At 48.2% G+C, this 24074-nt stretch carries 23 protein-coding genes; 18 read left to right on the top strand and 5 right to left on the bottom strand.

What is annotated here, in order from left to right:
- Positions 1-32 precede the first annotated feature (32 nt).
- Positions 33-458, top strand: a complete 426-nt coding sequence (locus VIG27_RS17060; RefSeq protein WP_394523876.1) for a hypothetical protein — start codon at positions 33-35, stop codon at positions 456-458.
- 31 nt (positions 459-489) lie between these two features.
- The gene (locus VIG27_RS17055) at positions 490-627 is read left to right on the top strand and encodes a family 1 glycosylhydrolase (RefSeq protein WP_394523872.1); all 138 of its coding nucleotides are present in this window, start codon (positions 490-492) and stop codon (positions 625-627) included.
- A gap of 156 nt (positions 628-783) precedes the next feature.
- Here VIG27_RS17055 and VIG27_RS17050 read toward each other — a convergent pair whose 3' ends face one another.
- From VIG27_RS17050 to VIG27_RS17030, 5 genes are all read right to left on the bottom strand, one after another.
- Positions 784-2013 (bottom strand): NAD(P)/FAD-dependent oxidoreductase, encoded by a 1230-nt coding sequence (locus VIG27_RS17050; RefSeq protein WP_394523871.1) that lies wholly within the window; start codon positions 2011-2013, stop codon positions 784-786.
- Positions 2010-2462, bottom strand: a complete 453-nt coding sequence (locus tag VIG27_RS17045) for a 4Fe-4S dicluster domain-containing protein (RefSeq protein ID WP_394523870.1) — start codon at positions 2460-2462, stop codon at positions 2010-2012. The genes VIG27_RS17050 and VIG27_RS17045 overlap by 4 nt, the downstream gene beginning before the upstream one ends.
- 11 nt (positions 2463-2473) lie before the next feature.
- Positions 2474-4357: an anaerobic carbon-monoxide dehydrogenase catalytic subunit gene (gene cooS, locus VIG27_RS17040; RefSeq protein WP_394523868.1), complete on the bottom strand. Its 1884-nt coding sequence runs from the start codon at positions 4355-4357 to the stop codon at positions 2474-2476.
- 52 nt (positions 4358-4409) lie between these two features.
- A complete protein-coding gene (locus VIG27_RS17035; protein WP_394523867.1) occupies positions 4410-4811 on the bottom strand; it encodes an RrF2 family transcriptional regulator in 402 nt (133 codons plus the stop codon).
- Between the two features lie 89 nt (positions 4812-4900).
- Positions 4901-5386 carry an S-ribosylhomocysteine lyase gene (locus VIG27_RS17030; protein ID WP_394523866.1) on the bottom strand — a complete coding sequence of 162 codons (486 nt, stop codon included), beginning with the start codon at positions 5384-5386 and terminating at the stop codon, positions 4901-4903.
- 295 nt (positions 5387-5681) lie between these two features.
- Here VIG27_RS17030 and VIG27_RS17025 point away from each other — a divergent pair, with 295 nt between their 5' ends.
- From VIG27_RS17025 to VIG27_RS16950, 16 genes are all read left to right on the top strand, one after another.
- Positions 5682-6734: a siderophore ABC transporter substrate-binding protein gene (locus VIG27_RS17025; protein WP_394523864.1), complete on the top strand. Its 1053-nt coding sequence runs from the start codon at positions 5682-5684 to the stop codon at positions 6732-6734.
- 20 nt (positions 6735-6754) lie between these two features.
- Positions 6755-7762, top strand: coding sequence for an ABC transporter permease (locus VIG27_RS17020; protein ID WP_394523863.1), 1008 nt, complete (start codon positions 6755-6757; stop codon positions 7760-7762).
- On the top strand, positions 7759-8820 hold the full coding sequence (locus VIG27_RS17015) for an iron chelate uptake ABC transporter family permease subunit (protein WP_394523862.1): 1062 nt from the start codon (positions 7759-7761) through the stop codon (positions 8818-8820). Before VIG27_RS17020 ends, VIG27_RS17015 begins: the two co-directional genes overlap by 4 nt.
- Positions 8817-9569 (top strand): ABC transporter ATP-binding protein, encoded by a 753-nt coding sequence (locus VIG27_RS17010; protein ID WP_394523859.1) that lies wholly within the window; start codon positions 8817-8819, stop codon positions 9567-9569. Before VIG27_RS17015 ends, VIG27_RS17010 begins: the two co-directional genes overlap by 4 nt.
- Before the next feature lie 68 nt (positions 9570-9637).
- Positions 9638-12244 (top strand): cation-translocating P-type ATPase, encoded by a 2607-nt coding sequence (locus VIG27_RS17005; RefSeq protein ID WP_394523858.1) that lies wholly within the window; start codon positions 9638-9640, stop codon positions 12242-12244.
- A gap of 194 nt (positions 12245-12438) precedes the next feature.
- Positions 12439-13938 (top strand): glycerol kinase GlpK, encoded by a 1500-nt coding sequence (gene glpK / locus VIG27_RS17000; RefSeq protein ID WP_394523856.1) that lies wholly within the window; start codon positions 12439-12441, stop codon positions 13936-13938.
- 169 nt (positions 13939-14107) lie between these two features.
- A complete protein-coding gene (locus tag VIG27_RS16995) occupies positions 14108-15568 on the top strand; it encodes an NAD(P)/FAD-dependent oxidoreductase (RefSeq protein ID WP_394523854.1) in 1461 nt (486 codons plus the stop codon).
- On the top strand, positions 15555-16817 hold the full coding sequence (locus tag VIG27_RS16990) for an NAD(P)/FAD-dependent oxidoreductase (RefSeq protein ID WP_394523853.1): 1263 nt from the start codon (positions 15555-15557) through the stop codon (positions 16815-16817). Before VIG27_RS16995 ends, VIG27_RS16990 begins: the two co-directional genes overlap by 14 nt.
- Before the next feature lies 1 nt (position 16818).
- Positions 16819-17184 (top strand): DUF1667 domain-containing protein, encoded by a 366-nt coding sequence (locus VIG27_RS16985; protein ID WP_394523851.1) that lies wholly within the window; start codon positions 16819-16821, stop codon positions 17182-17184.
- Between the two features lie 260 nt (positions 17185-17444).
- A complete protein-coding gene (locus VIG27_RS16980; protein ID WP_394523849.1) occupies positions 17445-18005 on the top strand; it encodes a glycerol-3-phosphate responsive antiterminator in 561 nt (186 codons plus the stop codon).
- 12 nt (positions 18006-18017) lie between these two features.
- Positions 18018-18917, top strand: coding sequence for a fumarylacetoacetate hydrolase family protein (locus VIG27_RS16975; protein WP_394523848.1), 900 nt, complete (start codon positions 18018-18020; stop codon positions 18915-18917).
- 298 nt (positions 18918-19215) lie between these two features.
- A complete protein-coding gene (locus VIG27_RS16970) occupies positions 19216-20934 on the top strand; it encodes an amidohydrolase (RefSeq protein WP_394523847.1) in 1719 nt (572 codons plus the stop codon).
- 12 nt (positions 20935-20946) lie between these two features.
- A complete protein-coding gene (locus tag VIG27_RS16965; protein ID WP_394523844.1) occupies positions 20947-21390 on the top strand; it encodes a DUF2798 domain-containing protein in 444 nt (147 codons plus the stop codon).
- Between the two features lie 169 nt (positions 21391-21559).
- A complete protein-coding gene (locus VIG27_RS16960) occupies positions 21560-22339 on the top strand; it encodes an SDR family NAD(P)-dependent oxidoreductase (RefSeq protein ID WP_394523842.1) in 780 nt (259 codons plus the stop codon).
- 56 nt (positions 22340-22395) lie between these two features.
- The gene (locus VIG27_RS16955) at positions 22396-23226 is read left to right on the top strand and encodes a MoaF C-terminal domain-containing protein (protein ID WP_394523841.1); all 831 of its coding nucleotides are present in this window, start codon (positions 22396-22398) and stop codon (positions 23224-23226) included.
- A gap of 34 nt (positions 23227-23260) precedes the next feature.
- The gene (locus VIG27_RS16950) at positions 23261-24067 is read left to right on the top strand and encodes a glucose 1-dehydrogenase (RefSeq protein WP_394523840.1); all 807 of its coding nucleotides are present in this window, start codon (positions 23261-23263) and stop codon (positions 24065-24067) included.
- Positions 24068-24074 lie beyond the last annotated feature (7 nt).

Genomic DNA, 24074 nt, shown 5'->3' with positions numbered 1-24074 from the left:
ACCAGTTATCTGGTGAAGTACACTGGGAGTTTTTGAGAGGAGCAGGGAAAAATGGAAGAATTCATTTTCCGTTGTTAGAGAAACGCAGGCCGGAGGAACGTTTTTCACTGATCCGGTGCTTTTTCTGTACCGAGACTCAGCGTGGTAATAAGACCCTTGTGATTGCTTCAGAAATACTGATTGCCCTTCTCCTTTATCCATGTCCCGGTCAGGTCAAACAGTTGAAAAACGATATTAAGATTGCGTGTGCCAACGCCTATGTACGGGAATACCAGTCCGGAGACAGTCAGATTCAGCTGATTATGTATGATTTTTCTTATAATATACGAACCGGACTTTTGAATTTTAAGAAAAACCTATTTAACCGGATCTATCCGGTATCCGTGTTCTACGGCCTATGTCTCCATTTGAATGCCACCTTAAAGGGTGGGGAAAAGCAGCAATCCAAATCAAGATGATTGAATTTCCGCTTACGGTTCTGGCTCTGGATTGTCTGAAGAAAGCGATAATACCGTAGAAGATGACTATCGCATTGATTATTTAAGGAAACAGATCAAACAGGCGCAGCTGGCGATTACCGATGGGGCGAATTGTTTGGATTTTGTCCGCGGTGTGCAATTGATTTAGTCAGTACACATTCCGGGATTTAATTCAATCAAACGGAAACAACTTATGATTTTATATTAAAGAAAACAGGTATCCTGATCATGGCTTTTATGAGCGAGTCGGGATACCTGTTTTATGAATGGCTTCTTTTAAAACCCGTTCTTCCAGTTCTGCTCGTCAGCCCCCTGACATCAGATAGGAATATTGCCCGGTCTTATCCATTCCATAGAAATCGGCAAAGGATAAATGGAAGAGGTCGGTCTTTACAGACTTCAGATTGATGTTATTTTTTATCAAATATTGATAGATTCCAATGTATTCAAGGGGGCCCTGGATCAGAAGGCTTTTCAGTACGCCGTCACGGAGAATGGCTTTTTTATAGCAATTAGAATCTTCCCGGATAATCACTTCGTCCCCCTCTGCAGCAATGCCGTCTCCAAGGGATAAGGTGGTGAGACCGTAGAAATTCATGGTGTTTTTCATGCCGTACCGGTCTTCGTAAGGGGTCATCCTGCCGCACATGTTGTATGCGGCGGTCTGTCCCTGTTTCATGGCGTTGGGCCAGATGCCTGCAATGCCGTTGACATCACCGGCGGCATACACATGGCTGCAGGAGGTCCTTAAACAGTCATCGACCTGAATGAAACGGTCTACGGTAATATTGCTGCCGTTTACACAGGCAGTGGATGGACGGACACCGGCTGCCACTACGATCATATCACATACGATGAGGGTACCGTCATCCAGCATGACAGAGGTGATCTCATTGGTTTCCGGCATGGTGCTTAGTACGGTCTTTCTGCCCAGGATAAACTTGCAGCCATGCTGTTCAAATAACTGCTGGTAAGCTTTTCCAGCAGTTTCATCAAGCTGTTTTGGAAGAATCCGGTCAGCCATTTCCAAGACGGTCACTTCTTTTTTCTGTTCCAGAAAGGCGTAAGCCGCATCCATTCCCACAAGTCCTGATCCTACAATGAGAATTCGGTTTGCCTGTTGGGCAAAGGACCGGATCTTTTTGGCATCGGATAAATTGCGCAGTCCGAATACATTGTTTGCTTCCCGGAAATTCATGATGGGCGGGATGACGCTCTCTGCCCCGGTGGCAATGAGCAGGCGGTCATAATGGATCTTTGTCCGGTCGTCAAGCTCTACTTGCTGTTTGACCGTATCAATGTGCAGCGCCTGATGCTTCAGCCAGGTGATATGGGAAGCATCAAAGAAGTTTTCCGGGATAAAGGAAAGGGCCTTTTCGTCCCGTTCATAGCTTAAGTATTTGTGAAGCATACAACGGGAATGTACCGTTTCATCCGGAGATATCATGAGGATTCTCACATCCGGTTCCAGCTCCCTGATGGTTTTTGCCGCCGTAATTCCGGCAGCTCCCACTCCAATAATTACATGAGTCATCCCTGCACCTCCTCAACATAGATCGCTCCCGTAGGACATGCCATGACGCAGCTTGGGTTTGCCCCATGCTCCCGGCAGAAATCACATTTGATAACCTTGGTTTTCGTGCTGGTATCCGCTTTTAAAACTCCGTAAGGACAGTTCATCACGCACATAAAGCAGGAGCCGCACAAGGTTTCGTCATAGAGGACCAGACCGGTTTCCTTATCTTTTTTCAGTGCACCGCTCATGCAGGACATAGCACACTCCGGCTGGTCGCAGTGACGGCAGAAGATGGGGGTATATCTTCCGTCGCCGCTTCTTACAATATGGTTTCGTGATTCATTATTAGGGTCTGTCAAATCCAGATCATAAATGGTTCCCCCATCCGTTCGGTGTGCCTGCATACATGCAATAGAACAATTCCTGCAGCCATCGCATTTGGCCGCATCAATGAATATCCGTCTCATATGCCAACCTCCTATATATTAAGACCGGTCCGTTTCTCCAAGATGATGTTTTCCAGGATATCCGCACTTTCCTTAGAGTCGGAGTTGATGATCACCTGTCCGCCGGTCAAGCTCTTCATGCCTTCGGTCAGCACCTTGACAGCAACGCTGCTTCCGGTCACAAAGGGCGGAAGGCCTAAATGAAGGGGAAGCCCCAGGGCAAGGCCGAAGCATCCGTCTGCAAGCGCCTGCTCTTCCAGCCATTGGGCAGCGGAAAGAACGAGAGGAAGCTGGGGAAGATCCACGCCTAAGTCTGCGGCAAGCTCGGTGGCAACGATCTCCAGACGTCCGATGGCAAGACAGGGGCCGAAGTTCAGCACAGGAGGGATTCCAAGCGTTTTGCACACGGCTCTTAACTTGGGACCGGCAAATTCGGCGGCTTCCGGAGTCATAAGTCCGCAGTTTTCAATGCCGCCTGAAGAACAGCCTGCGGTCAGCACCAGAATATCCCTTGAGATCAGTTCTCTGGTCAGTTCCACCGTAAGTACGTCATGGCCGCCTGCGGTTAAGTTGGAGCAGCCCACAATGCCTGCAATTCCTTTGATATCACCGGAGACAATAAGATCAATCAGAGGTTTCCACTTTCCGCCCAGGAAACTTTTTAAAGACCCTTCGCTGACACCGGTAAGGGTGTTGTCATTTCCGTGTTCCGGGAACAGATTGAGAGGGACCACGCCCCGGCGTTCCTGATAGGCGCTTATGACCTTGTCGATGATCTTCTCGCTTTGTTCTTCCCGATGGTCAAAATCAAATTTCATCAGCTCGGCGTTTGATTTTTTGGCCACGTCATCAAGGCAGATCTGTTTGATTTTTAATTCGTCGCAGATCGGTTCGATTCCAGGTAAAGTACAGTTGAATTCAGAAAGCACCGCATCAATAGCGCCGGTTGCAAGCACTGCCTCGCTGGTGTAGTTGTTGCCGGCATGGCCGTCGAAAACTTCCGTATAGAGCGCGCCTCGTAACTGAAGGTCCTGGCCCACGCAGGTACAGCCCACCAGCTTAAAGCCCTTTGCTCCCACGGCTCTGGCTTTTGCAATGGCTTCCGGGGAAATGAGTTTCTCCTGCAGATCCACAAAAATCGTATGCTGGTGTCCGGTGATCATGATATTGATGTAATCCGGGTCAATCACACGCAGACCTACCGGTGCCATACGAAGTTTTGGCTGTCCCAGGAGAACGTCATTTAAAAGGTTGGTGAGGGTAAGACCGTAGATGCCTGTGGAAATCCCCAGTCTCAAACAATCCACCAGCATATCAAGGGGATCGGAGTTTAAGTTGGTGGAGCATTTCACCACGCCCTTAAACACTTCGGATTTTGCCCCACCCGGCATGATGCCAAGCTCTTTCCAGCGTTTCACACGGGGCGCGTAAGCAACTTTTTCGGTCAGCTCCATTTCCACATATTCCGGTTTGTAAAGATCGGCTAAGACCGCATCGGCAACCTTTTCCGCTTTCTTATAAACGTCGGATTCTTCAATGCCGAAAATATCTGCTAAATGCTCTAAGGACTCCATGCCCTTGATTTCGCCCTTGATTTTAGCCGTATTTTTTAAATTGAGAGCGGTGTTTTCCACAACGTGTATGTAGCAGCCGCTTCCTGAAGCAACGGCTCTTAAAAAGTTTCTTGCCACGATGGTGTCCGCATTGGCTCCGCAGATCCCTCTTGGGGAATTCGGTGTAATCCGGCAGGGGCCGTTGGCACAGAGACGGCAGCAAACGCCCTGGAGTCCGAAACCGCATTTCGTCCTCTGTTTTTCCACACGATGATGGGACGTTTCCATCGGCAGCTTGGAAATAAACGTTTGCAAAGGTTTGTCAGCACTTTCACACGTGTTGCATCCATAACATTGATTCATTTTTTTCCTCCTTATGAAACTGTACTAAATTAGTATAGATTAAGATAAAAAATTATTCAGCCAGAATTTTAGCCAGAGAAAATTTTTTCAGATCCTGGTTTAGATTCCTCTGGATTCTGGAGAATTCTCGATGAACGTGGCAGGGGCTCTTATGGGAATGCAGGGGACAATCATATCCGGCCTGCATACATTCAATCAGCACCATCTTGGGATCAATGACAGATATAATATCGTATAAGGTCGTTTGTTCCAGGTCGCAGTTTAAAGCATATCCGCCTGCACTTCCCCGGTAGCTTTTGATATAACCCGATTTCTCAAGCTTTCTTGCAATCTTATAGGCATTGGCGGAAGTCATCTGTTCCTTCTCGCAGATAGTAGAAATATTTTCTGTCTCTCCGGAAGACAGTGCCCGGATGATGCGTATTGCATAGTCAGATTCTTTGGTTATCAGCATATAACACCTCCACATAATAAGACTATCATACTGTACTTAATTGGTCAAGATTTATCAATAAAAAAATCCCCGCCAAAAGCGGGGAAAAATCAGTCGTTTTCAGGATAAATCAGATGTTCATCCTCAATTCCGTACAATACGGAATCCAGGAACTTTCTGGCAAGATATTTTGCCATCCCAAGGTTCATATCCAGGTAGTTTCCGCAGTCTCTTGCCGCAGCGCCGGGAACTTCTCCTTCAAAATCACGGATGAATTCAAACATTTCTGTCATGAGGGGCACGATGTCTCTGGATTTGTAATCCCCGGACAAAAGAAGATAGAATCCGGTGCGGCATCCCATGGGGCCGAAGTAAAGGACCTTGGAACCATAGGTTTCGTGGTTTCTTAAAAAGGTGGCTCCTAAATGCTCGATGGTGTGCATCTCTGCAGGATTCATGACCGGTTCAAAGTTCGGTCGGGTCATGCGGATATCAAAGGTGGTGATGAGAGAATCCCCTGTCTGGTCTTTTCTGGAGACATAAATGCCTGGAAGAAGTTTTAAGTGGTTAATCGTAAAGCTGGTGATCTTTTCCATAATGTCATATCCTTTCTTATATAGTAATTCTATTTCGTTTTCCGTTATCTGTTTCTTATGGTGAAATTATAATAAAAATTCCGGCTTCCTGCAACTGATATTACAGATATGAGTCAAATACAATAGTTTTTTCTCCGTTCGTTGCCAATACCAGAAGGTTTTTGGGGCAAGACAAGCGGTTGACAATTATGGGGCGATATGGTAAACTGCGGATTAAGTTAGTTTACGCTAACCAATTTCGGGTGCGGAAACTGCAACTTATCGTTCACTCATCAAAACATAATAGGAGGATATTATGAGAAAATCTATTTTACCCAAGTTTACTGTTTTGGCAGCCGTATTCGCTTTGACGCTGACGGGCTGTGCAAGCCAAAGTAATAATACAGCTTCTACCGAAGCGGGTACGCAGGCAAAGGAAGCGGCTGAATCAACAGCAGCGGAAACCACAACCGCAAAAGCCACGACCGTTGAAGTCACAGACATCCATGGAACGGTTACGGTTCCTGTAAATCCAAAGACCGTGGTGGCATTGGATAACAGAACGTTTGAAACGTTATCTGATTGGGGAATAAAGTTAGCGGCAGTTCCAAAAGGGGTCATGCCTGCGGATTCACCGTATGTAGCAGACAGTGAGGTCCAGGATATCGGCAACCATAGCGAGCCCAATCTTGAAATCATTGCGGCGGCAGATCCGGAGCTTGTGATCGTGGGCCAGAGATTTTCCCGTTATTATGAAGATATAAAGAAGCTGGTACCAAATGCAGCGGTTGTTGATCTTAGTTTCGAGATTTCAAAAGAAGCCGGGAAGTCTGGTGACAGTTTCGTCAATGGACTGAAGGATTCCACGGTCACATTGGGTAAAATCTTCGATAAAGAGGAAGAAGCGGAGAAGCTGACTGCTGATTTTGATCAGGCAATTGAGAAAGCAAAATCTGCCTATAATGGAACCGATAAAGTCATGAGCGTAGTTGTTTCCGGCGGTGAGATTGGTTTTTCAGCCCCTCTTTCCGGACGAGTATGGGGCCCCATGTATGAAGTTTTTGGCTGGAAATCCGCTTTAGAAGTTGAAGGTGCCACCTCCGACCATCAGGGAGATGACATTTCTGTTGAGGCCATTGCACAGAGCAATCCTGACTGGATCTTTGTTCTGGACCGTGATGCTGCCATCTCTTCCGCAGAGGATGCCGTTCCCGCTCAGGACGTGATCAACAATTCTCCGGCGCTTCAAAACACTACGGCTGTTTCAAAAGGACAGATCGTTTATGCACCAAACGATACATACACCAACGAATCCATACAGACCTATATTGAGTTATTTGATAACCTTGCAGGCTCTCTGGCCAAGTAAGATAAAGGACGTAGATCAAAATGCGGAAAGATGGAGTAAAAAAAATCACAGGGGCTGAGAATTCTCAGCCCCAGAATTTTAGTAAAACATGGACAAAACCCTTTACACTCGCGGTGGTCTGTGTTTTGGTTTTGGGGGTCTTGTCACTTTTTACGGGGGTATATGACATCAAAGGGCAGGAAGATGGAATACGCATGTTTTTTATTACCCGGGTTCCAAGAACCGCGGCCCTCATGCTTACAGGTGCGGCAATGTCCATGGCAGGGCTGGTCACACAGCTGATCACGCAGAACCGTATGGTGGAGCCTACCACAACGGGGACGATCGAATGGGCGGGCCTGGGACTTGTGTTTGTTTATCTGGTCATTCCGGCACCGACTCTGATGCAGCGAATGGCTGGTGCCATTATTTTTTCTTTTATCGGTACTATGATTTTCTTTATGTTCTTAAAAAGGGTCAAGCTCCGCTCGTCTTTGATCGTACCGATTATCGGAATGATGCTGGGAGCGGTCATATCCTCCATTTCCACGTTTGTCGGGCTCCTTTTTCAAATGACCCAGAACATTGAAACCTGGTTCGTCGGTTCCTTTGCTCCGGTTCAGATCGGACGTTATGAATATTTATGGCTGATCGTAATCATCAATATCGTCATTTTTATCTATGCGGACCGGTTGACGTTAGCCGGATTAGGAGAAGACGTGGCAACAAGCCTTGGAGTAAATTATAACAGGATTGTTATTTTAGGCACCGGCCTGATTTCGGCAGCCGTTGGTATCGTTGCGGCTGTGATTGGAAATCTGCCCTTTTTAGGGTTGATCGTCCCCAATATCGTTTCCATGTACAGAGGCGATGATCTTAAGAGCAACCTGCCCTGGGTCTGTGTGCTGGGAATGGGGGCCATCACCCTTTGTGATATCGTTTCCCGTACCCTTATCATGCCTTTTGAAGTGCCTGTTTCTTTCATACTTGGAACTGTAGGTGCGGTTATATTTATCGTGATCTTAATGAAACAAAGGAAGCTAAGATGAGTGAATTGACATACAATAACAATGATCCCGGAAGAGATTCCGGACTTTATGATAAAAACAGATCGGCCAGAGCGTTTCGTTCCAGAAAAGAGGAGACACGTTATTGGATCGTGCTGATGACCTTGTTGCTTTTAGGGACGCTTGCTGCCTATGGGCTTTTGGTTTACAACAATCCGGTTCCCATAGATTCACCTTCCTTTCTCCCGGTTGTGAAACGGAGGCTGACGGCGGTGATTGCAATGATCCTTGCGGCTGTCTGTCAGAGCCTTTCTACGGTTGCGTTCCAGACCAGCACCAATAACAGGATCATCACTCCGTCCCTTTTGGGGTTTGAGGCACTTTACTCAACCATACATACCAGTACCATGTTCTTTTTTGGTGCCAGTGCATTTATAAAATTCAGCGGGGTTGGGCCGTTTCTGTTTCAAATCGCGGTCATGGTTTTGCTGTGCCTGCTCCTTTATGGGTGGCTGCTTTCCGGAAAGTATGGCAATCTCCAGCTGATGCTTTTGGTGGGGATTATCATCGGAACCGGGCTGAAGTCGGTATCGTCTTTTATGAGAAAGCTTCTGGCTCCGTCTGAGTTTGATATTTTGCAGTCCAGATTATTCGGCTCGGTTAGTAATGCAGATCCGGAATATTTTCCGGTTGCAATTCCGGTTGTGCTCCTTGCCGCAGTCCTGATTCTTGCCCATTCAAAAAAACTGAATGTATTGTCCCTTGGAAAGAGCACCAGCACCTCCTTGGGGGTCCGTCATAAGCCGGGGGTCATCTATACCCTGATTCTGGTTTCGGTTCTGATGTCCGTTTCGACTTCTTTGGTGGGACCCCTCACGTTCTACGGATTTTTGGTCGCCGCAATGACTTATCAGGCAGCGCCCACCTATGATCACAGATATATTTTTCCAATGGCCCTTGCCATAGGATTTCTGGTTTTAACCGGTTCCTACTTTTTTATGTACCATATATTCCGGGCGCAGGGAGTCGTTTCTATTATCATTGAACTGTTTGGGGGAATCACATTTTTAGTTGTAATGCTGAGAAAGGGAACGCTATGATCGAGATTCTTAATGTTAGAAAAACATATTCGGATGAGGTGAAAATAGGGCCTTTAAATATTCAGATACCAAAAGCCGGTCTTACCTCTCTGATCGGACCAAATGGTGCGGGAAAATCTACGGCACTGTTAATGATCGGAAGGCTTCTGAACATGGATGAAGGCCAGATTAAAGTGGCTGGTAAGAATGTTTCCGATTCTAAATCAGAAGACCTTGCTAAAATTTTAACAATTCTGCGGCAGGAGAATCACTTTGTGACGAGGCTGACGGTCAGACAGCTGGCCGGGTTCGGGCGTTTTCCTTATTCAAAGGGCAGATTGACAAAGGAAGACGAGAGGATTATTTCCAAATATATTGATTTTTTGGATTTAAGAGAGTTGGAAAACCGGTATTTGGACGAGCTTTCCGGGGGGCAGAGGCAAAGAGCCTATGTGGCAATGGTTTTGTGCCAGGAAACCGAATACGTGCTTCTTGATGAGCCTTTGAACAACCTGGACGTGGCCCGTTCGGTGCAGATGATGGAGCATTTAAGACATGCCGCCAATGAATTTGGCAGAACGATTGTGACCGTTATTCACGATATCAATTTTGCCGCCAAATATTCGGACCGGATTTGTGCCATGAAGCAAGGACAGATCGCCGCGTTCGGAACGGTGGAAGAGATTATGAAGCCGGAGCTTTTGACGGATATCTTTGAGACAAACATCGAAATTATTGAGGGTCCTTATGGGCCGATCGCAATTTATTAATTCTATCATTCATGAAATTAAGGGGGAGGCTCATACCATAGTATGAGAAATGGGAAGGAGCGTCATGAATGGAAGAATGGTTTCGTTTATCAGAGGATGAAGCCCTCTCTCAGCTTCAGGCAAGCAGATCCGGGCTGGACTGCGCGGAAGTAATAAAGCGCAGAGAACAGTATGGCCAGAACACCCTTATAAAGGCGGAACGGAAAAGTGCGTTCCAGGTATTTCTGGATCAGTTTAAAGATTTGCTTGTTATTATCCTGATAATTGCAGCGGTTATCTCCATGATATCCGGTGATGTAGAAAGCACAGGAGTAATCTTTGCCGTACTTTTGCTCAATGCGATTTTGGGAACGGTGGAAAACCAGAAGGCAGAAAAATCCTTAGACAGTTTAATGGCCCTGTCGGCACCGGTTGCAACGGTCTTGAGGGAAGGGAAGGTCCAGGAGATTTTATCGGCAGAGGTGGTGCCGGGGGATATTCTTTTGCTGGAGGCAGGGGATATGGTGGCGGCGGACGGAAGGATTCTGGAAAATTATTCCCTTCTGGTCAATGAAAGCTCTCTTACCGGGGAGTCTGTCAATGTGGAAAAGCGGACGGGAAAGCTCCGGGAGGAAAAAGTTCCTCTTGCCGAGCAGTCCAACATGGTGTTTTCCGGTTCTCTGGTGGCGGCCGGCCGGGCGATCGTGCTGGTCACAGGCATTGGCATGAATACAGAAATCGGCCGCATTGCTTCTTTGATGAATGACACCGGAGAGAAAAAGACTCCTCTTCAGGTAAGCCTGGATCAGTTTGGAAGCAGGCTGGCCGCCGCCATTTTACTGGTCTGTCTCCTGGTGTTTGGACTGAGTATTTACCGGCGGATGCCGGTTTTGGATTCCCTGATGTTTGCGGTCGCCCTGGCGGTGGCTGCCATTCCAGAGGCCCTAAGTTCCATTGTCACCATTGTCCAGGCCATGGGGACCCAGAAGATGGCAAGGGAAAATGCCATCATAAAGGATTTAAAGGCGGTGGAAAGCCTTGGCTGTGTGTCGGTCATCTGTTCGGATAAAACAGGGACCCTGACCCAGAACCGGATGACCGTCCAGCAGGTCTTTGTCAACAACCGCCTGTATCCGCCGGAGCTTTTGAATCCGGAGCTTCCCGTACATAAATATCTGCTCTACGATGCCGTACTAAATAATGATTCCACCTACCGGGAAGGAAAGCTTTTGGGAGACCCCACGGAGGCCGCTCTTTTGCAGATGGCAGAGCGTGCCGGTGCGGAGGAAGAAGTCATCAAATCCCATTATCCCAGGTTGGGGGAGATCCCCTTTGATTCCCAAAGAAAGCTGATGAGTACTCTTCACCGGATCGAAGGGAAAAACATTCTTTTTACCAAAGGCGCCCAGGATGTGCTTTTGCCCCGGATCACCCATATCTGGACCAGTGAGGGCGTCCGTCCCATAAGAGAGGGGGACCGCCAGGCCCTGATGGAACAGAACTTAGACTTTTCCGCGCAGGGACTGCGGGTCCTGACCTTTGTCTGCCGGGAAGTAAAGGATGATGAGGTACTGGCAGAGCAGTCAGAAGACGGCTATATCTTGTTAGGGCTGGCAGCCATGATGGACCCGCCCCGTCCCGAGACGAAAACTGCGGTGATGAACGCCCGCCGCGCCGGCATCCGGCCGGTGATGATTACAGGGGACCATAAGGTTACCGCTTCTGCCATTGCGGAAAAAATCGGCATTTTGGGAGAAGGAGATTTGGCGGTCAGCGGGCCGGAGCTTGACGATATGTCCGAAGAGGAATTGAACCGCAAACTGGAAAAAATCAGTGTTTACGCCCGGGTTTCACCGGAGCATAAGATCCGGATCGTCCGCTCCTGGCAGAAAAAAGGCCATATTGTGGCGATGACGGGAGACGGGGTCAACGATGCTCCCGCCTTAAAGCAGGCCGATATCGGCGTTGCCATGGGGAAAATGGGCACCGAGGTGTCCAAGGATGCTTCCGCCATGATCCTGACCGATGACAACTTTGCAACCATTATCAAGGCCGTAGCCAACGGACGGAATGTGTACCGGAACATAAGAAATGCCATCAAGTTTCTTTTATCCGGCAACATGGCAGGAATTTTGTGCGTGCTGTATACTTCCTTAAAGGGTCTGCCCGTTCCATTTGCTCCGGTCCATCTGCTGTTTATCAACCTTTTGACCGATTCTCTTCCTGCCATAGCCATTGGTATGGAAAAGGCGGAGGCAGATTTGCTGGCCCAAAAGCCAAGAAATCCCAAAGAGGGCATCTTAACGAAACGGTTTGTTTTTCAGCTTCTCTTTCAGGGAGCCTTAATTGCGGTCTGCACCATGAGTGCCTATGCCACAGGTCTGGTGACGGGAAGCGAAGCCGCCGCCAGCACCATGGCATTCTCCACGCTGACCCTTGCCAGGCTGTTTCACGGCTTTAACTGCAGAAGCAGCCATTCCATCTTGAAGATCGGCTTAAAAAGCAATCTGTGGAGCATCATGGCCTTTGAAGCAGGCACCATCCTGCTTGCAGCGGTGCTGTTTATTCCGGGGCTCCATACCTTTTTTTATGTGGCAGATTTAAGCGGAAGACAGTTTGTAACCATATTTATTTTTGCCTTTATCCCCACCCTTGTGATCCAGGCAATCAAGACCATCAGGGAAAGCCTTTATTGAGAAAAAACATGCTTGAAACTTGACATGGTATACCGGCCATGATACTATGAACTATATTAAAGCAAAAGCCTAAGAGATGAGAGAGCCAGGTGATGAATGCGGGGGGACCGTTCATTTCCGAGGCTCTTTCTTTGCTGCTTGGGAAAATTTTAACAGGCAGCAGACGAAGGCAAATATTGGAAGGGGAAGGAATTATGGGAAGTTACGTCATTGCCCTGGATCAGGGCACCACAAGTTCCAGATGCATCCTGTTTGACGAGCAGGGAACCATCTGCAGTGTAGCACAAAAGGAGTTTACACAGATTTTTCCAAAACCAGGCTGGGTGGAGCATGATCCCATGGAAATCTGGTCCTCACAGCTTTCCGTGACCATGGAGGCCATGGGAAAGATCGGGGTCCATAACAGCGACATTGCAGCCATCGGAATCACCAACCAGAGAGAGACCACCATCATTTGGGATAAGGAAACGGGAGAACCGGTTTATAACGCCATTGTCTGGCAGTGCAGACGGACGGCGGACCGGATCGAAGACTTAAAAAGCGAGGGCCTTGAGAATCTCATAGTGGAACGGACAGGACTGATTCCGGATGCTTACTTTTCCGGAAGCAAGATCGAATGGGTTCTGGATCATGTGGAAGGTGCCAGACAACGGGCAGAGCGGGGGGAGCTTTTGTTCGGAACGGTGGATACCTGGCTGATCTGGAATTTGACAAAGGGCTGTATCCATGTGACGGATTATACCAATGCGTCCAGGACCATGCTTTTTGATATCCATAAGAAATGCTGGGATGAGGACATTTTAAATTATTTCCGTATCCCAAAATCCATGCTGCCGGTTGTAAAACCCTCCAGCTGTATTTACGGCTATACCTCCTCCGACGTTATGGGGGGAAAGATTCCCATTGCCGGAGCCGCAGGAGACCAGCAGGCGGCTTTGTTCGGCCAGTGCTGTTTTGATGCCGGGGAGGTGAAAAATACATATGGAACCGGCTGTTTCCTTCTTATGAACACGGGAAACAAGGCAGTCCGGTCCCAGCATGGACTTTTGACGACCATTGCCGCCAGCGATGAGGAACAGATCCAGTATGCTTTAGAAGGAAGTGTTTTTGTGGCGGGTGCTGCCGTTCAGTGGCTGCGGGATGAGATGCGTATGGTACGCTCCGCGCCTCAGACCGAGGAATACTGCAAGGCAGTGGAGGATACGGGGGGTGTCTACATTGTTCCCGCTTTTGCAGGGCTTGGAGCCCCTTACTGGGACCCGTATGCCAGAGGGACCATTGTAGGGGTCACAAGAGGGACCAGCAAGGAACAGTTCATTCGTGCCGCCATTGAATCCATGGCCTATCAGGTCTCCGATCTGATCGAGGCCATGGAACAGGATTCTGACATTCATTTGAAGCAGCTGCGGGTTGACGGCGGGGCCTGTGCCAATAACTTCCTGATGCAGTTTCAGGCGGATCTGTTGAATACCCGGATCGTAAGGCCGGAGTGCATTGAGACCACGGCTCTGGGTGCTGCCTATCTGGCCGGACTTGCGGTAGGGTACTGGAAGGACCGGGAGGAAATCAGAAAGAACTGGAAGGTGTCCAGGGAGTTTGACAGTCAGATGGAGGAAGAAAGACGCAAGAGCCTGATCAAAGGCTGGAAGAGGGCGGTAAAATGTGCCCTTTGCTGGTCGGAGGATGAAGGTTAGAAACGCTTGACACCAGGGTTGTATCTGTGTTAGCATGAGCTTAATTGAATAACGAACCTTTGAGAATAAAGAGTAAGGATGATAATACGGAGCAATCCGTTTATTTTCCTTGCTCTTTTTTTATATGTTTTAACAAGGAGTATTCATGGCGTTGATGAAGGAGGAGAACATGAAGGAAATGTATTACGATGCTGCAATCATCGGCGGCGGAGTCATTGGCTGTGCGATTGCAAGAGAGCTGGCCCGTTATGAGTTAAAGGTCTGTCTGGCGGAGCGGGAGGAAGACGTATGCTCCGGCACATCAAAGGCCAACAGCGCCATTGTCCATGCGGGCTACGACGCATCTTTCGGGTCCTTAAAAGCGAAATTTAACTTAGAAGGCAGTCTGATGATGGAGGAACTTTCAAAGAAGCTGGATTTTCCCTTTCAAAGAAACGGATCTCTGGTTTTGTGCTTATCGGAAGAAGACGTTCCGGCGCTGCACGCACTCTATGAAAAGGGAGTAAAAAACGGTGTGTCTGGATTGGCCATTCTATCCGGTGACCAGGTGCGCAGAATGGAGCCCAATGCATCAGAGCGGACAGTGGCAGCCCTTTATGCGCCCACCGGAGGAATTGTCTGTCCCTTTGGCCTTACCATTGCACTGGCGGAAAATGCCTGCGACAACGGTGTGGAGTTTTTCTTCCATACTGAAGTAAAGGAAATTGAAAAAACGTCTGGCGGTTATGATTTAATAACGTCAAAAGGTGTGCTCCATACTGCATACGTCATCAATGCGGCAGGCGTGTATGCGGACCGGTTCCACAACCTGGTCAGTGATAAAAAGCTTACCATTATTCCGAGAAAAGGAGATTATCTGCTTCTTGATAAAGAAGCCGGTAATCATGTGTCCCATACCATGTTCCAGCTGCCAGGAAAGATGGGAAAGGGGGTCCTGGTCACCCCTACGGTCCATGGAAACCTCCTTGCAGGTCCTACGGCTTCGGACGTGGAAGAGAAAGAGGATGTGAAAACCACAGCAAAAGAGGGGAAGGATATTATGGAAAAAGCCTCCTGGGGAGTGAAGGACATTCCATTCCGTCAGGTCATCACATCCTTTTCCGGTCTCCGCGCCCATGAGGTGGGAGGAGATTTTATCATTGGAGAGGTTTTTGACGCTCCGGGCTTCTTTGATGCGGCAGGCATCGAATCCCCTGGTCTGACCAGTGCTCCGGCAATCGGGAAATATCTGGCAGAGCTGGTTGCAAGGAAAGCCGGAGCCGGAAAAAAAGAAGATTTTAAGGAAACCAGAAAAGGCATTACAGATCCCAGAAAGCTGACCTTTGAAGAACGGGCCAGGCTGATTAAAAACGATCCCAGGTACGGAACCATCATTTGCCGCTGTGAGGAAGTCAGCGAAGGAGAGATCGTGGATTGCGTAAACCGGACCCTGGGTGCGGTTTCCCTTGACGGGATCAAGCGCCGGGTGCGTGCGGGCATGGGCCGCTGCCAGGCCGGGTTCTGTATGCCAAAGACCATGGAAATACTGGCAAGAGAAACAGGAAGGACCATGGAGGAAATCTGTAAAAACAGACCCGGTTCCAATCTGTTGGACAAAGAAGAGGGAGGGACAGCACATGACAGAGCATGATATTGTAATTATAGGGGGAGGTCCTGCAGGATTGGCTGCGGCCGTGGCTGCGAGAAACGCAGGAGTAACAGATCTTCTTATTTTGGAGCGGGATTCCTTTCTTGGGGGAATCTTAAATCAGTGCATCCACAACGGCTTTGGTCTTCACACGTTTCAGGAAGAACTGACCGGCCCCGAATATGCGGCCCGTTATATTGAAATGGTGAAAAAGGAGAACATCCCCTTTCTGCTGGATACCATGGTCCTAGATATCAGTCCGGAAAAGGAGATCACCATGGTAAACCGGGAACATGGTTTATCCGTCATAAAGGCACGAGCCATCATACTTGCCATGGGCTGCCGGGAACGCCCGCGAGGTGCCTTAAATATCCCCGGATACCGCCCCGCCGGAATCTACTCCGCAGGAACGGCCCAGCGGTTCATAAATATAGAAGGAAAAAAAGTGGGCAGAGAAGTGGTGATTCTTGGCTCCGGGGATATTGGCCTGATTATGGCAAGGCGTATGACGTTAGAAGGTGCCGCGGTGAAGGTGGTGGCGGAGCTGATGCCTTATTCCGGCGGCTTAAAGAGAAATATAGTCCAGTGTCTTGATGATTATAATATCCCATTAAAGCTAAGCCACACGGTGGTGGATATCGAAGGAAAGGAACGGGTGAGAGGAGTGACGTTAGCAAAGGTGGATGAAAACCGGGTGCCCATCAAGGGGACGGAGGAATTTATCCGCTGCGATACCCTCCTCTTATCCGTTGGCCTGGTTCCGGAGAATGAGCTGTCAAAGGGCGCGGGAGTCCGCATCAGTCCGGTGACCGGGGGGCCTGTGGTGGATGACCGGCTGGAAACCTGCCAGGATGGAATTTTTGCCTGCGGCAATGTGCTTCATGTCCACGATCTGGTGGATTATGTATCAGAGGAAGCCTCGCTGGCAGGAACCAGTGCGGCTTCCTATATAAATGCAAAGGAGAAGAAAGGGTCCAGGGCGGCAGACATTGAGACCGGAAACGGAGTCCGCTATACGGTGCCCCAGAAGCTTGATATAGAAACCAGAAAAGACCAGGTCACGGTGCGTTTTCGGGTAGCAGATGTTTATAAGGACCGGTATATCAGTGTTTACTATGATGGAACCAGAGTTCTCCATAAAAAGAAACGGGTGCTGGCCCCCGGCAAGATGGAACAGGTGGTATTAAACAGAGACAGTTTCAAAAAACACCCTGCGCTTCAAAAGATCGTTGTCTGTACGGAGGTGGAATGAGATGGAAGTGAGAGAATTGACTTGTATCTGCTGTCCTCTTGGGTGTTCCTTAACCGTCACCATAGGGGAAGAAACAATCAGCGTGACCGGTAATTCCTGTAACCGAGGAATGGAATATGGCAGAAAAGAAGTTCTAAGTCCCACCAGAATGGTGACGTCTTCCGTCCCTGTCATCGGCGGAGTGTTAAAAAGGGTCTCCGTAAAAACCGGTCAGGATATTCCAAAAGACAAAATTTTTGCCTGTATGAAGGAGATTAGGAACATCACCGTAAATGCTCCCGTTTCTATTGGGGACGTGATCCTTAAAGATTGTGCCGGGACCGGCGTTCCCATTGTTGCCACCAGAAATGTAGGAAAAGTATCCTAAAAACAACAAAAAAAGTCCCGCGGAAACCGGAATATGAGAGGAATTACTCTCTTGCCTTCCCAATCCTGCGGGGCTGTTTTACATAAAAGAGCTAGGGGCGTATGGCATTTTCCTGTGCAGAATGCTATACTAGGAAAAGAGCGGTCAAGTGCTTTCCTATGCAAAGAAAACCGTCAATGGGTAAAATTACCTTGACGGTGGGGAAAAGGATTGATAAAGTAGAACAAGATCCATATTTTTGCAGGTGTGGAGGAAGATTGATGAAAGCGATGGAACTGTTGGAGGCATCTCCGGTGATAGCAGCCGTTAAGGACGAGAATGGACTTCATAGATGCTTTGAATCAGAGTGCCAGGTGGTATTTATTCTTTATGGGAATATTTTAAACATCGGCAGTATCGTACGTCAGATAAAAGAACATGGGAAATATGCAATCGTACACGCAGATCTGGCACATGGCTTGAGCTCCAAGGAGATCGTTGTGGATTTCTTAAAGCAGAATACGTGTGCGGATGGAATCATCAGTACAAAGCCCCTTCTGGTAAAACGGGCGGTGGAGCTGGGATTTATCGGAATACAAAGGACTTTTATCATTGATTCCCTGGCCATGAGTACGATGAAAAAACAAATGGATACCTATCATCCGGACCTGGTAGAGGTCATGCCTGGGGTGATGCCAAAGGTATTAAAAGAGATTCGCAGCTACACGGATATTCCCATTATAGCAGGCGGACTGATATCGGACAAAAAGGATATCATGGCGGCCTTTTCGGCAGGCGCAGATGCAATTTCCACCACCAAGGAAGAGTTATGGTTCATGTAAAAGGAGGATGCTATGAAATTAGTTACATACGAGGTTGACCGGAGAAGAGATATCGGAGTCGTGAGCAAGGATGAGAAGTGGGTCTTTCCCCTCAGGGCTTTTGGTATGGAGTACAAGGAGATGCTGGAGGTCGTGAAAGGACTTAGCCAGTCAGAACTCGATTTACTGGAACATTCTTCCGGACTTGACCCCTACAACAATAACATCGTGGGAGCTGCTATGATGAAGGAAGTGAAGCTTCTGGCTCCTATCTCTCGGCCGGAACAGGATATTATCTGTCTGGGGATCAATTACATGGAACATGCCGAAGAATCCGCACGGTTCAAAAAAGAAGAATTTGACGGAAAGCGTGCAAATGCGGTCTATTTTTCCAAACGGGTGAACGAAGCGGTAGGCCCTTACGGAGAGATACAAAGCCACAGCGACATGGTGGACAGCCTGGATTATGAGGTGGAGCTGGCCATCATCATTGGAAAAGATGCAAAGGATGTGCCCGCAGATCAGGCCAGGGACTATATCTTTGGCTACACCATCATCAATGATGTGAGCGCCCGCAACGTACAGAACAAACACAAACAGTGGTATTTCGGAAAAAGCCTGGACGGGTTTACCCCCATGGGACCCTGTATTTTGACGGCAGCCTCCTTATCCTATCCGCCGGAGCTTGCCATTCAGTCTAAGGTGAATGGAGAGTTAAGACAAGACAGCAATACAAAGCTTATGATCTTTAACATTGACCAGATCATCAGTGAATTGTCAAAGGGAATGACTCTTCGTGCAGGGACCATTATCTCCACCGGTACCCCGAAGGGTGTTGGAATGGGATTTGAACCTCCTAGGTTTTTGCAGGCCGGAGATGAAGTGGAATGTAAGATCGAAGGGATCGGGTCGATTATTAATAAGGTAGTTTAAAAGAAATAGATCTGTGCTGTTCTGTTTTTGTTCCGAATTTTACAATCCTTTTTTAGAAAACAGTTCTATGATATTGCCATTAGGAGATGCAGGATCACAGGATTTCAATCCGAACCTGCTGCCGGCGGTAAATTAATTTAACAATAAAAGAAGGCAAGGGAGCTTTTCTCTGTAAAGAGAAGGCTCCTTTTTTTGCTTCTTTTATTCCGACGGCCACTATAGAATATTGGAAAGGATTGGTGCATGTGCTTATTCTGGCGGATAATGCCATCAAAACGGAAAGGATGAAACGAATCGTATGGAAAAGGCAGACAGCGTATTTATCAACGGAAAAGTAGTGACGGCAGACAAGGATTTCAGTTTCAAAAAGGCAATTGCAGTCAAGGATGGCTGGATCATTGATGTGGGAGAGAACTCCGATATAAAACCGTATATTGGCTCCGGGACCCGGATCATGGATCTGAAGGGCAAGGTAATACTGCCCGGCGCCCATGACGCACATTCCCACGGTGTTGTTTTCGGTGCAAATCATCTTTGCTGTGACTGCAGCTTTCCCAAAGTAAAGACAATCGGTGACTTACAGGCAATGTTAGCTGAAAAGGCCAGGGAGCTTCCCCCGGGCAAATGGATCCGGGGCAACGGAATAAACTCCGACAATATTGAGGAATGCCGCAATCATCCGGGCAGAGGTTTGAGCCGGCGGGATCTGGATGCGGTAACGCCGGACCATCCGGTCATTCTTGTCCTCTGGAGCGGACATGGAGTTTTGGTAAATACCAGGGCACTTGAAATCTGCGGCATTCAGCCAACCACTAAAGATCCCGAATCCGGTGTCATCGAACGGGATGAACACGGGGTACCTACCGGAGTATTTTTGGAAAGCAGTGCCATCAATTTGATCTCCCAGCATGTTCCCCTCTGGACCGATGAGGAACTTAGGAGCTTTATTCTGGAATATCAGAGAATACTCAATGAGCAGGGCTATACAAGCTACACAGAAAGCACTCTGGGACCTGGGGGAAATGAACGGGACTCCGGTGCATCCGGAGAAAGAAACATTCATATCTATAAGCAGCTTTATGACGAAGGTCTGCTGACCGCCCGCGTGTCCATTGGGGTATATACGGGTTGTCAGGGGATACAGTCTTACGAGAGTATGCTTCATGATCTTGATACCATGAAGCTGCCAAAGGATATGGACCCTAACTGGCTTAAAATTTCCATGCTTAAGATTTTCTGTGATGGGGTTCACCTGGGCCATACGGCCTGGATGATGGAGGATTATTACGATCAGCCCGGATACCATGGCCGGTCCATGTTCCCTGGGGATACGGATGAGGAACAGGAAGAGGAACTTCATAAGATGATCATGCTTGCCCATCAGAGAGGCTATCAGGTAGCCGCTCATGCCATCGGGGATCGTTCTGTCAAGGCTGTAATTGACGGCTACATCAAGGCAAAGCAGGCGTGTCCGTCCCGTAATTTAAGGCATTATGTGATTCACGCAGACTCTTTTGCAACAAATGAGATGGCCCAAAAGGCGGCCAGATACAAGATTCCATTTTCTGTTCAGCCCGGGCTTGCGGATTACCTCTTTGAACCGTCCCTGGATTGCGTGGGGCCGAGGGCAAGCAGGATGTTCGGGCTGAGAGAGTTTTTACAGTACGGTGTCGTGCTGGCTGGCGGCTCTGATTCGCTGAACGGCGAGTACTGCAACTGGCGGAAGGCTTTGCAGTCTGCCGTTACCAGACGCTCTGCAATCACTGGCAGGGTCTATTCCCCGGAGCTTGCCATCTCCGTGGAGGAGGGCATCCGGTTGTTTACCTGCAACGGTGCATATCAGGAAAATTGCGAGCAGGTCCGCGGTTCCATCGAAATCGGAAAGGTGGCTGATTTTCAGGTTCTTGATCAGGATATTTTTCAGGTCGACCCGGAAGAAATCAGCAGCGTGGGCGTGGAGATGACCATGGCAGGCGGAAAGGTTGTTTATTGCAGAAATTCACAAATTGAACTTTGAGAGGTGAGGATTATGATCAGTAAAGCCCGTTTCGGAACCATTATCAATTCATTTATTGGATTTATTCTTTGTCTTGGACTCAACAGCTATATTTTATATCACAACGGCTCTCTTACGTTTCTGACCTTTATTATCTCCTATATTCCTGCATTTGCCATAAGCTACACCATTGGGGACTTAATTCCCGCTAAAATGTGGGGGGATAAGATTGCAGAACGGCTGGGACGCAAAGAGGGTACGGTCGGTCATGCTTTGGTGAGTACCCTGGTGCTTGACGCAATTATGGTTACCTGCATCGGTTTTTTATGTACGTTAATAAATGTGGGGTTTACTCCCGTTCTCATACCGGCCTGGTTAAGTACATATCCCCCTTCCCTTCTCATCGGATATGTCTTATTGCTGGTCTTTATGCCGCTGGCTCTGAAGCTGGCGGTGACGCTGACAAAAGAAGTATGAAGACCGGAGAAAAGCGCGGCTTTGCTTTTTCAGACGGAACACGGACTGCTTCCGGTTTTTACAATCCCCTGTTCCTGTGTCATGATATACTCTTCCAATGAATCAAAGTATGATCAATCAAAAGTACCTGCAACCCGATGTCAGTTTAAAATCAGAATGAGGTGAAGCTATGTTTTTTTCATTAGAAAATAAAATTGCAGTCGTTACCGGAGGGCAGCAAGGGGTCGGATTTGCTGTCTGCAAGAGATTTTCCGAAGCCGGAGCCACGGTCATAATGGCAGGCAGAAACAGTGACGGCAAAGGAGAAGAGGCAGCGAAAGCCATCAATGCCACCTTTATAAAGACGGATGTAAGTGTGGAAGGTCAGGTGCAGAGTCTGTTAAAGGATACTTATGACCGCTATGGAAGAATTGATATCTTAGTGAATAATGCCGCTGTGATCCTTCCCGAATCCGATATCCAGGACCTTGACACAGAAAAGGCAAAAAAGCTGTTTGACACCAATTTTTTTGGATATTTTAACGGCATTAAATATGCTGTGGAGTATATGCCCAACGGCTCCTCGATTATCAATATTTCCTCCAATGCAGGCGTGCAGGCATTTCCCGGATACTCTGCCTATAATGCTTCCAAAGGTGCCATTAACAGCCTTACAAAAACCGTAGCCCTTGAGCTGGCTGACCGGAATATCCGGGTCAATGCGATCTGCCCCGGAAGCATTGACACTCCCATGCTCTATCTGCCAGGATGCGAAAACGAGTTAAAGATGGCGCACTATTGCTGGCCTCTGGGAAGGCCGTGCAAACCAGAGGAGGTGGCAGCCCTGGCTCATTTCCTGGCCTGTGACGACTGCCAGTTCATCACTGGCGAGGACATACAGATCGACGGGGGATATTCGGCAGGGATCGGAAGGCTGGGCCTGAAACGGTGGATCGGCGAGGCTGAATAACAGGAACAAACCTAAGAACAAAACAGTATAAAATTTAAAATATAGGGAGAATGAACATGAAAAATAAAATAACAGAGCAGTTTATTTCGGTAGGTGATTTGTCAATCGGTATGAGTGACAACATCATCCCTTTTGTGGATACCTTTGCAGACACATCTCTAAAGCTCTTTTTAGAAGACGGCAGCATACTGGAGCTGGAGTTTATTGACAGCCAGGCTCTTAAATATACCAGGGCGGAGACAGATGACAGCCGGTACAGCGTAATATGCGGATACAGCGCCAATTCCCCCCGGAAAGATATTTACTTTATAGATTTTGTTGTTTCTTACGGATGCACCACCTCTGTATCGGTAATATTAGATGCCGCCCAGCAGATTGCCACCATCATAACGGCTGTGCTTCCCAATGCAGAAGAAATGAAAATCCCGTTGATCCAGCGGGCCAAAAGCGACCTCCCCCTTTCCTCCGTGAATCTTTCCGTTACACATGCAAGTGTGGGAATACCCTTTGGCAGTTCCACGAAAAAGCATGAGGAAACCACAGAACTTGTCGGCAAACGGATGGTGTTCCATTACAGCTCTACCGGTGTATATGAACATATTTATCTGAATAAGCATTTTTACACATGGCATTGTATCCAGGGGAACGAGGAGGGACTTGCGGATACGGACTTATGCTTTTACTATAAGCTGGCAGAGAATCTATACTGCTTTATCTGGATCGAAAAAATCATTCCCACACTCGGTATCGTTTTGGAGGATCTTGATGTAATGAGATCCTACGGAAAGCTCTACGGTTATGAAACATATGAGACGGGCAAGGTATCAAATTTTGCAGTTGGGTCTTTTGCCTCACTTTTGAACCAGACAGAATACGATTTGAAGTAAAGCCGGCGAACCGGTATTTCACGAAAGGAGTTCTATGATGGGAAAATTAGATAATAAGTCTGCAATTATTACAGGCGCGGCAGCCGGCATGGGAAAGGGTGTTGCCAGGACCTTTGTCAGATACGGTGCCGAAATTGCTTTGATTGATTTTTCGGAAGCTGTTTTTGATACAGCCGAAGAGCTTCAAAAGGAAGGCTATAACGCTTTGGGCTACAAGGTGGATGTCCGTGATGCGGCAGGACTGAAAAATACATATGCAGAAATAGCAGAACGTTTTGGGAAGATTGATATCCTGGTCAACGTGGCAGGAGTTGGAGACTTAAAGCTGTTCTGGGAAGCAGACGATGAGTTCCGGGACCGGATCTTTGATGTTAATTTTAAGGGAACCTGGAATTCCTGCCGCGCTGCGGTGCCCTATATGATGAATGCCGGCTACGGGAAGATCGTAAACTTCGGATCGGTGACAGGGGTATTGGCAGTTGATCCGGGGATGACGGCCTATGCTTCCTCCAAAGGTGCCATCATGGGCTTTACAAAAGCGCTTGCCCAGGATCTGGCCTCCCATAATATTACCGTTAATGCCATTCTTCCTGGAATGGTGGACACCCCCATGCTGCAGAAATCCTGTACCGAAGCCTGCCCGGAGGATCCCCAGAGCATAAAGGACAATATTGCCTCCGGAATTCCGCTGAAACGGCTGGGGACACCAGAGGAGGCGGGAGAGGTCGCCGCATTTCTTTCCTCCGAAGAATCCAGTTATGTTACAGGCACTCATATCGTGTTTGACGGCGGAAGCACCTTACCGGAAACACCGGCCACCGGCTGGTCCCCCAATACCTGATGGAAAG

Source organism: Lacrimispora sinapis (assembly GCF_043633585.1).
Lineage (GTDB): Bacteria > Bacillota > Clostridia > Lachnospirales > Lachnospiraceae > Lacrimispora > Lacrimispora sinapis.
This window is presented reverse-complemented; position numbering and strand designations above follow the sequence as displayed.

What these genes read in the sequence shown, in the direction of transcription:
- VIG27_RS17050 (WP_394523871.1), bottom strand. Translation starts at nt 2,013, where the DNA reads ATGACTCATGTAATTATTGGAGTGGGAGCTGCCGGAATTACGGCGGCA.
- VIG27_RS17045 (WP_394523870.1), bottom strand. Translation starts at nt 2,462, where the DNA reads ATGAGACGGATATTCATTGATGCGGCCAAATGCGATGGCTGCAGGAAT.
- cooS (WP_394523868.1), bottom strand. Translation starts at nt 4,357, where the DNA reads ATGAATCAATGTTATGGATGCAACACGTGTGAAAGTGCTGACAAACCT.
- VIG27_RS17035 (WP_394523867.1), bottom strand. Translation starts at nt 4,811, where the DNA reads ATGCTGATAACCAAAGAATCTGACTATGCAATACGCATCATCCGGGCA.
- VIG27_RS17030 (WP_394523866.1), bottom strand. Translation starts at nt 5,386, where the DNA reads ATGGAAAAGATCACCAGCTTTACGATTAACCACTTAAAACTTCTTCCA.
- VIG27_RS17025 (WP_394523864.1), top strand. Translation starts at nt 5,682, where the DNA reads ATGAGAAAATCTATTTTACCCAAGTTTACTGTTTTGGCAGCCGTATTC.
- VIG27_RS17020 (WP_394523863.1), top strand. Translation starts at nt 6,755, where the DNA reads ATGCGGAAAGATGGAGTAAAAAAAATCACAGGGGCTGAGAATTCTCAG.
- VIG27_RS17015 (WP_394523862.1), top strand. Translation starts at nt 7,759, where the DNA reads ATGAGTGAATTGACATACAATAACAATGATCCCGGAAGAGATTCCGGA.
- VIG27_RS17010 (WP_394523859.1), top strand. Translation starts at nt 8,817, where the DNA reads ATGATCGAGATTCTTAATGTTAGAAAAACATATTCGGATGAGGTGAAA.
- VIG27_RS17005 (WP_394523858.1), top strand. Translation starts at nt 9,638, where the DNA reads ATGGAAGAATGGTTTCGTTTATCAGAGGATGAAGCCCTCTCTCAGCTT.
- glpK (WP_394523856.1), top strand. Translation starts at nt 12,439, where the DNA reads ATGGGAAGTTACGTCATTGCCCTGGATCAGGGCACCACAAGTTCCAGA.
- VIG27_RS16995 (WP_394523854.1), top strand. Translation starts at nt 14,108, where the DNA reads ATGAAGGAAATGTATTACGATGCTGCAATCATCGGCGGCGGAGTCATT.
- VIG27_RS16990 (WP_394523853.1), top strand. Translation starts at nt 15,555, where the DNA reads ATGACAGAGCATGATATTGTAATTATAGGGGGAGGTCCTGCAGGATTG.
- VIG27_RS16985 (WP_394523851.1), top strand. Translation starts at nt 16,819, where the DNA reads ATGGAAGTGAGAGAATTGACTTGTATCTGCTGTCCTCTTGGGTGTTCC.
- VIG27_RS16980 (WP_394523849.1), top strand. Translation starts at nt 17,445, where the DNA reads ATGAAAGCGATGGAACTGTTGGAGGCATCTCCGGTGATAGCAGCCGTT.
- VIG27_RS16975 (WP_394523848.1), top strand. Translation starts at nt 18,018, where the DNA reads ATGAAATTAGTTACATACGAGGTTGACCGGAGAAGAGATATCGGAGTC.
- VIG27_RS16970 (WP_394523847.1), top strand. Translation starts at nt 19,216, where the DNA reads ATGGAAAAGGCAGACAGCGTATTTATCAACGGAAAAGTAGTGACGGCA.
- VIG27_RS16965 (WP_394523844.1), top strand. Translation starts at nt 20,947, where the DNA reads ATGATCAGTAAAGCCCGTTTCGGAACCATTATCAATTCATTTATTGGA.
- VIG27_RS16960 (WP_394523842.1), top strand. Translation starts at nt 21,560, where the DNA reads ATGTTTTTTTCATTAGAAAATAAAATTGCAGTCGTTACCGGAGGGCAG.
- VIG27_RS16955 (WP_394523841.1), top strand. Translation starts at nt 22,396, where the DNA reads ATGAAAAATAAAATAACAGAGCAGTTTATTTCGGTAGGTGATTTGTCA.
- VIG27_RS16950 (WP_394523840.1), top strand. Translation starts at nt 23,261, where the DNA reads ATGATGGGAAAATTAGATAATAAGTCTGCAATTATTACAGGCGCGGCA.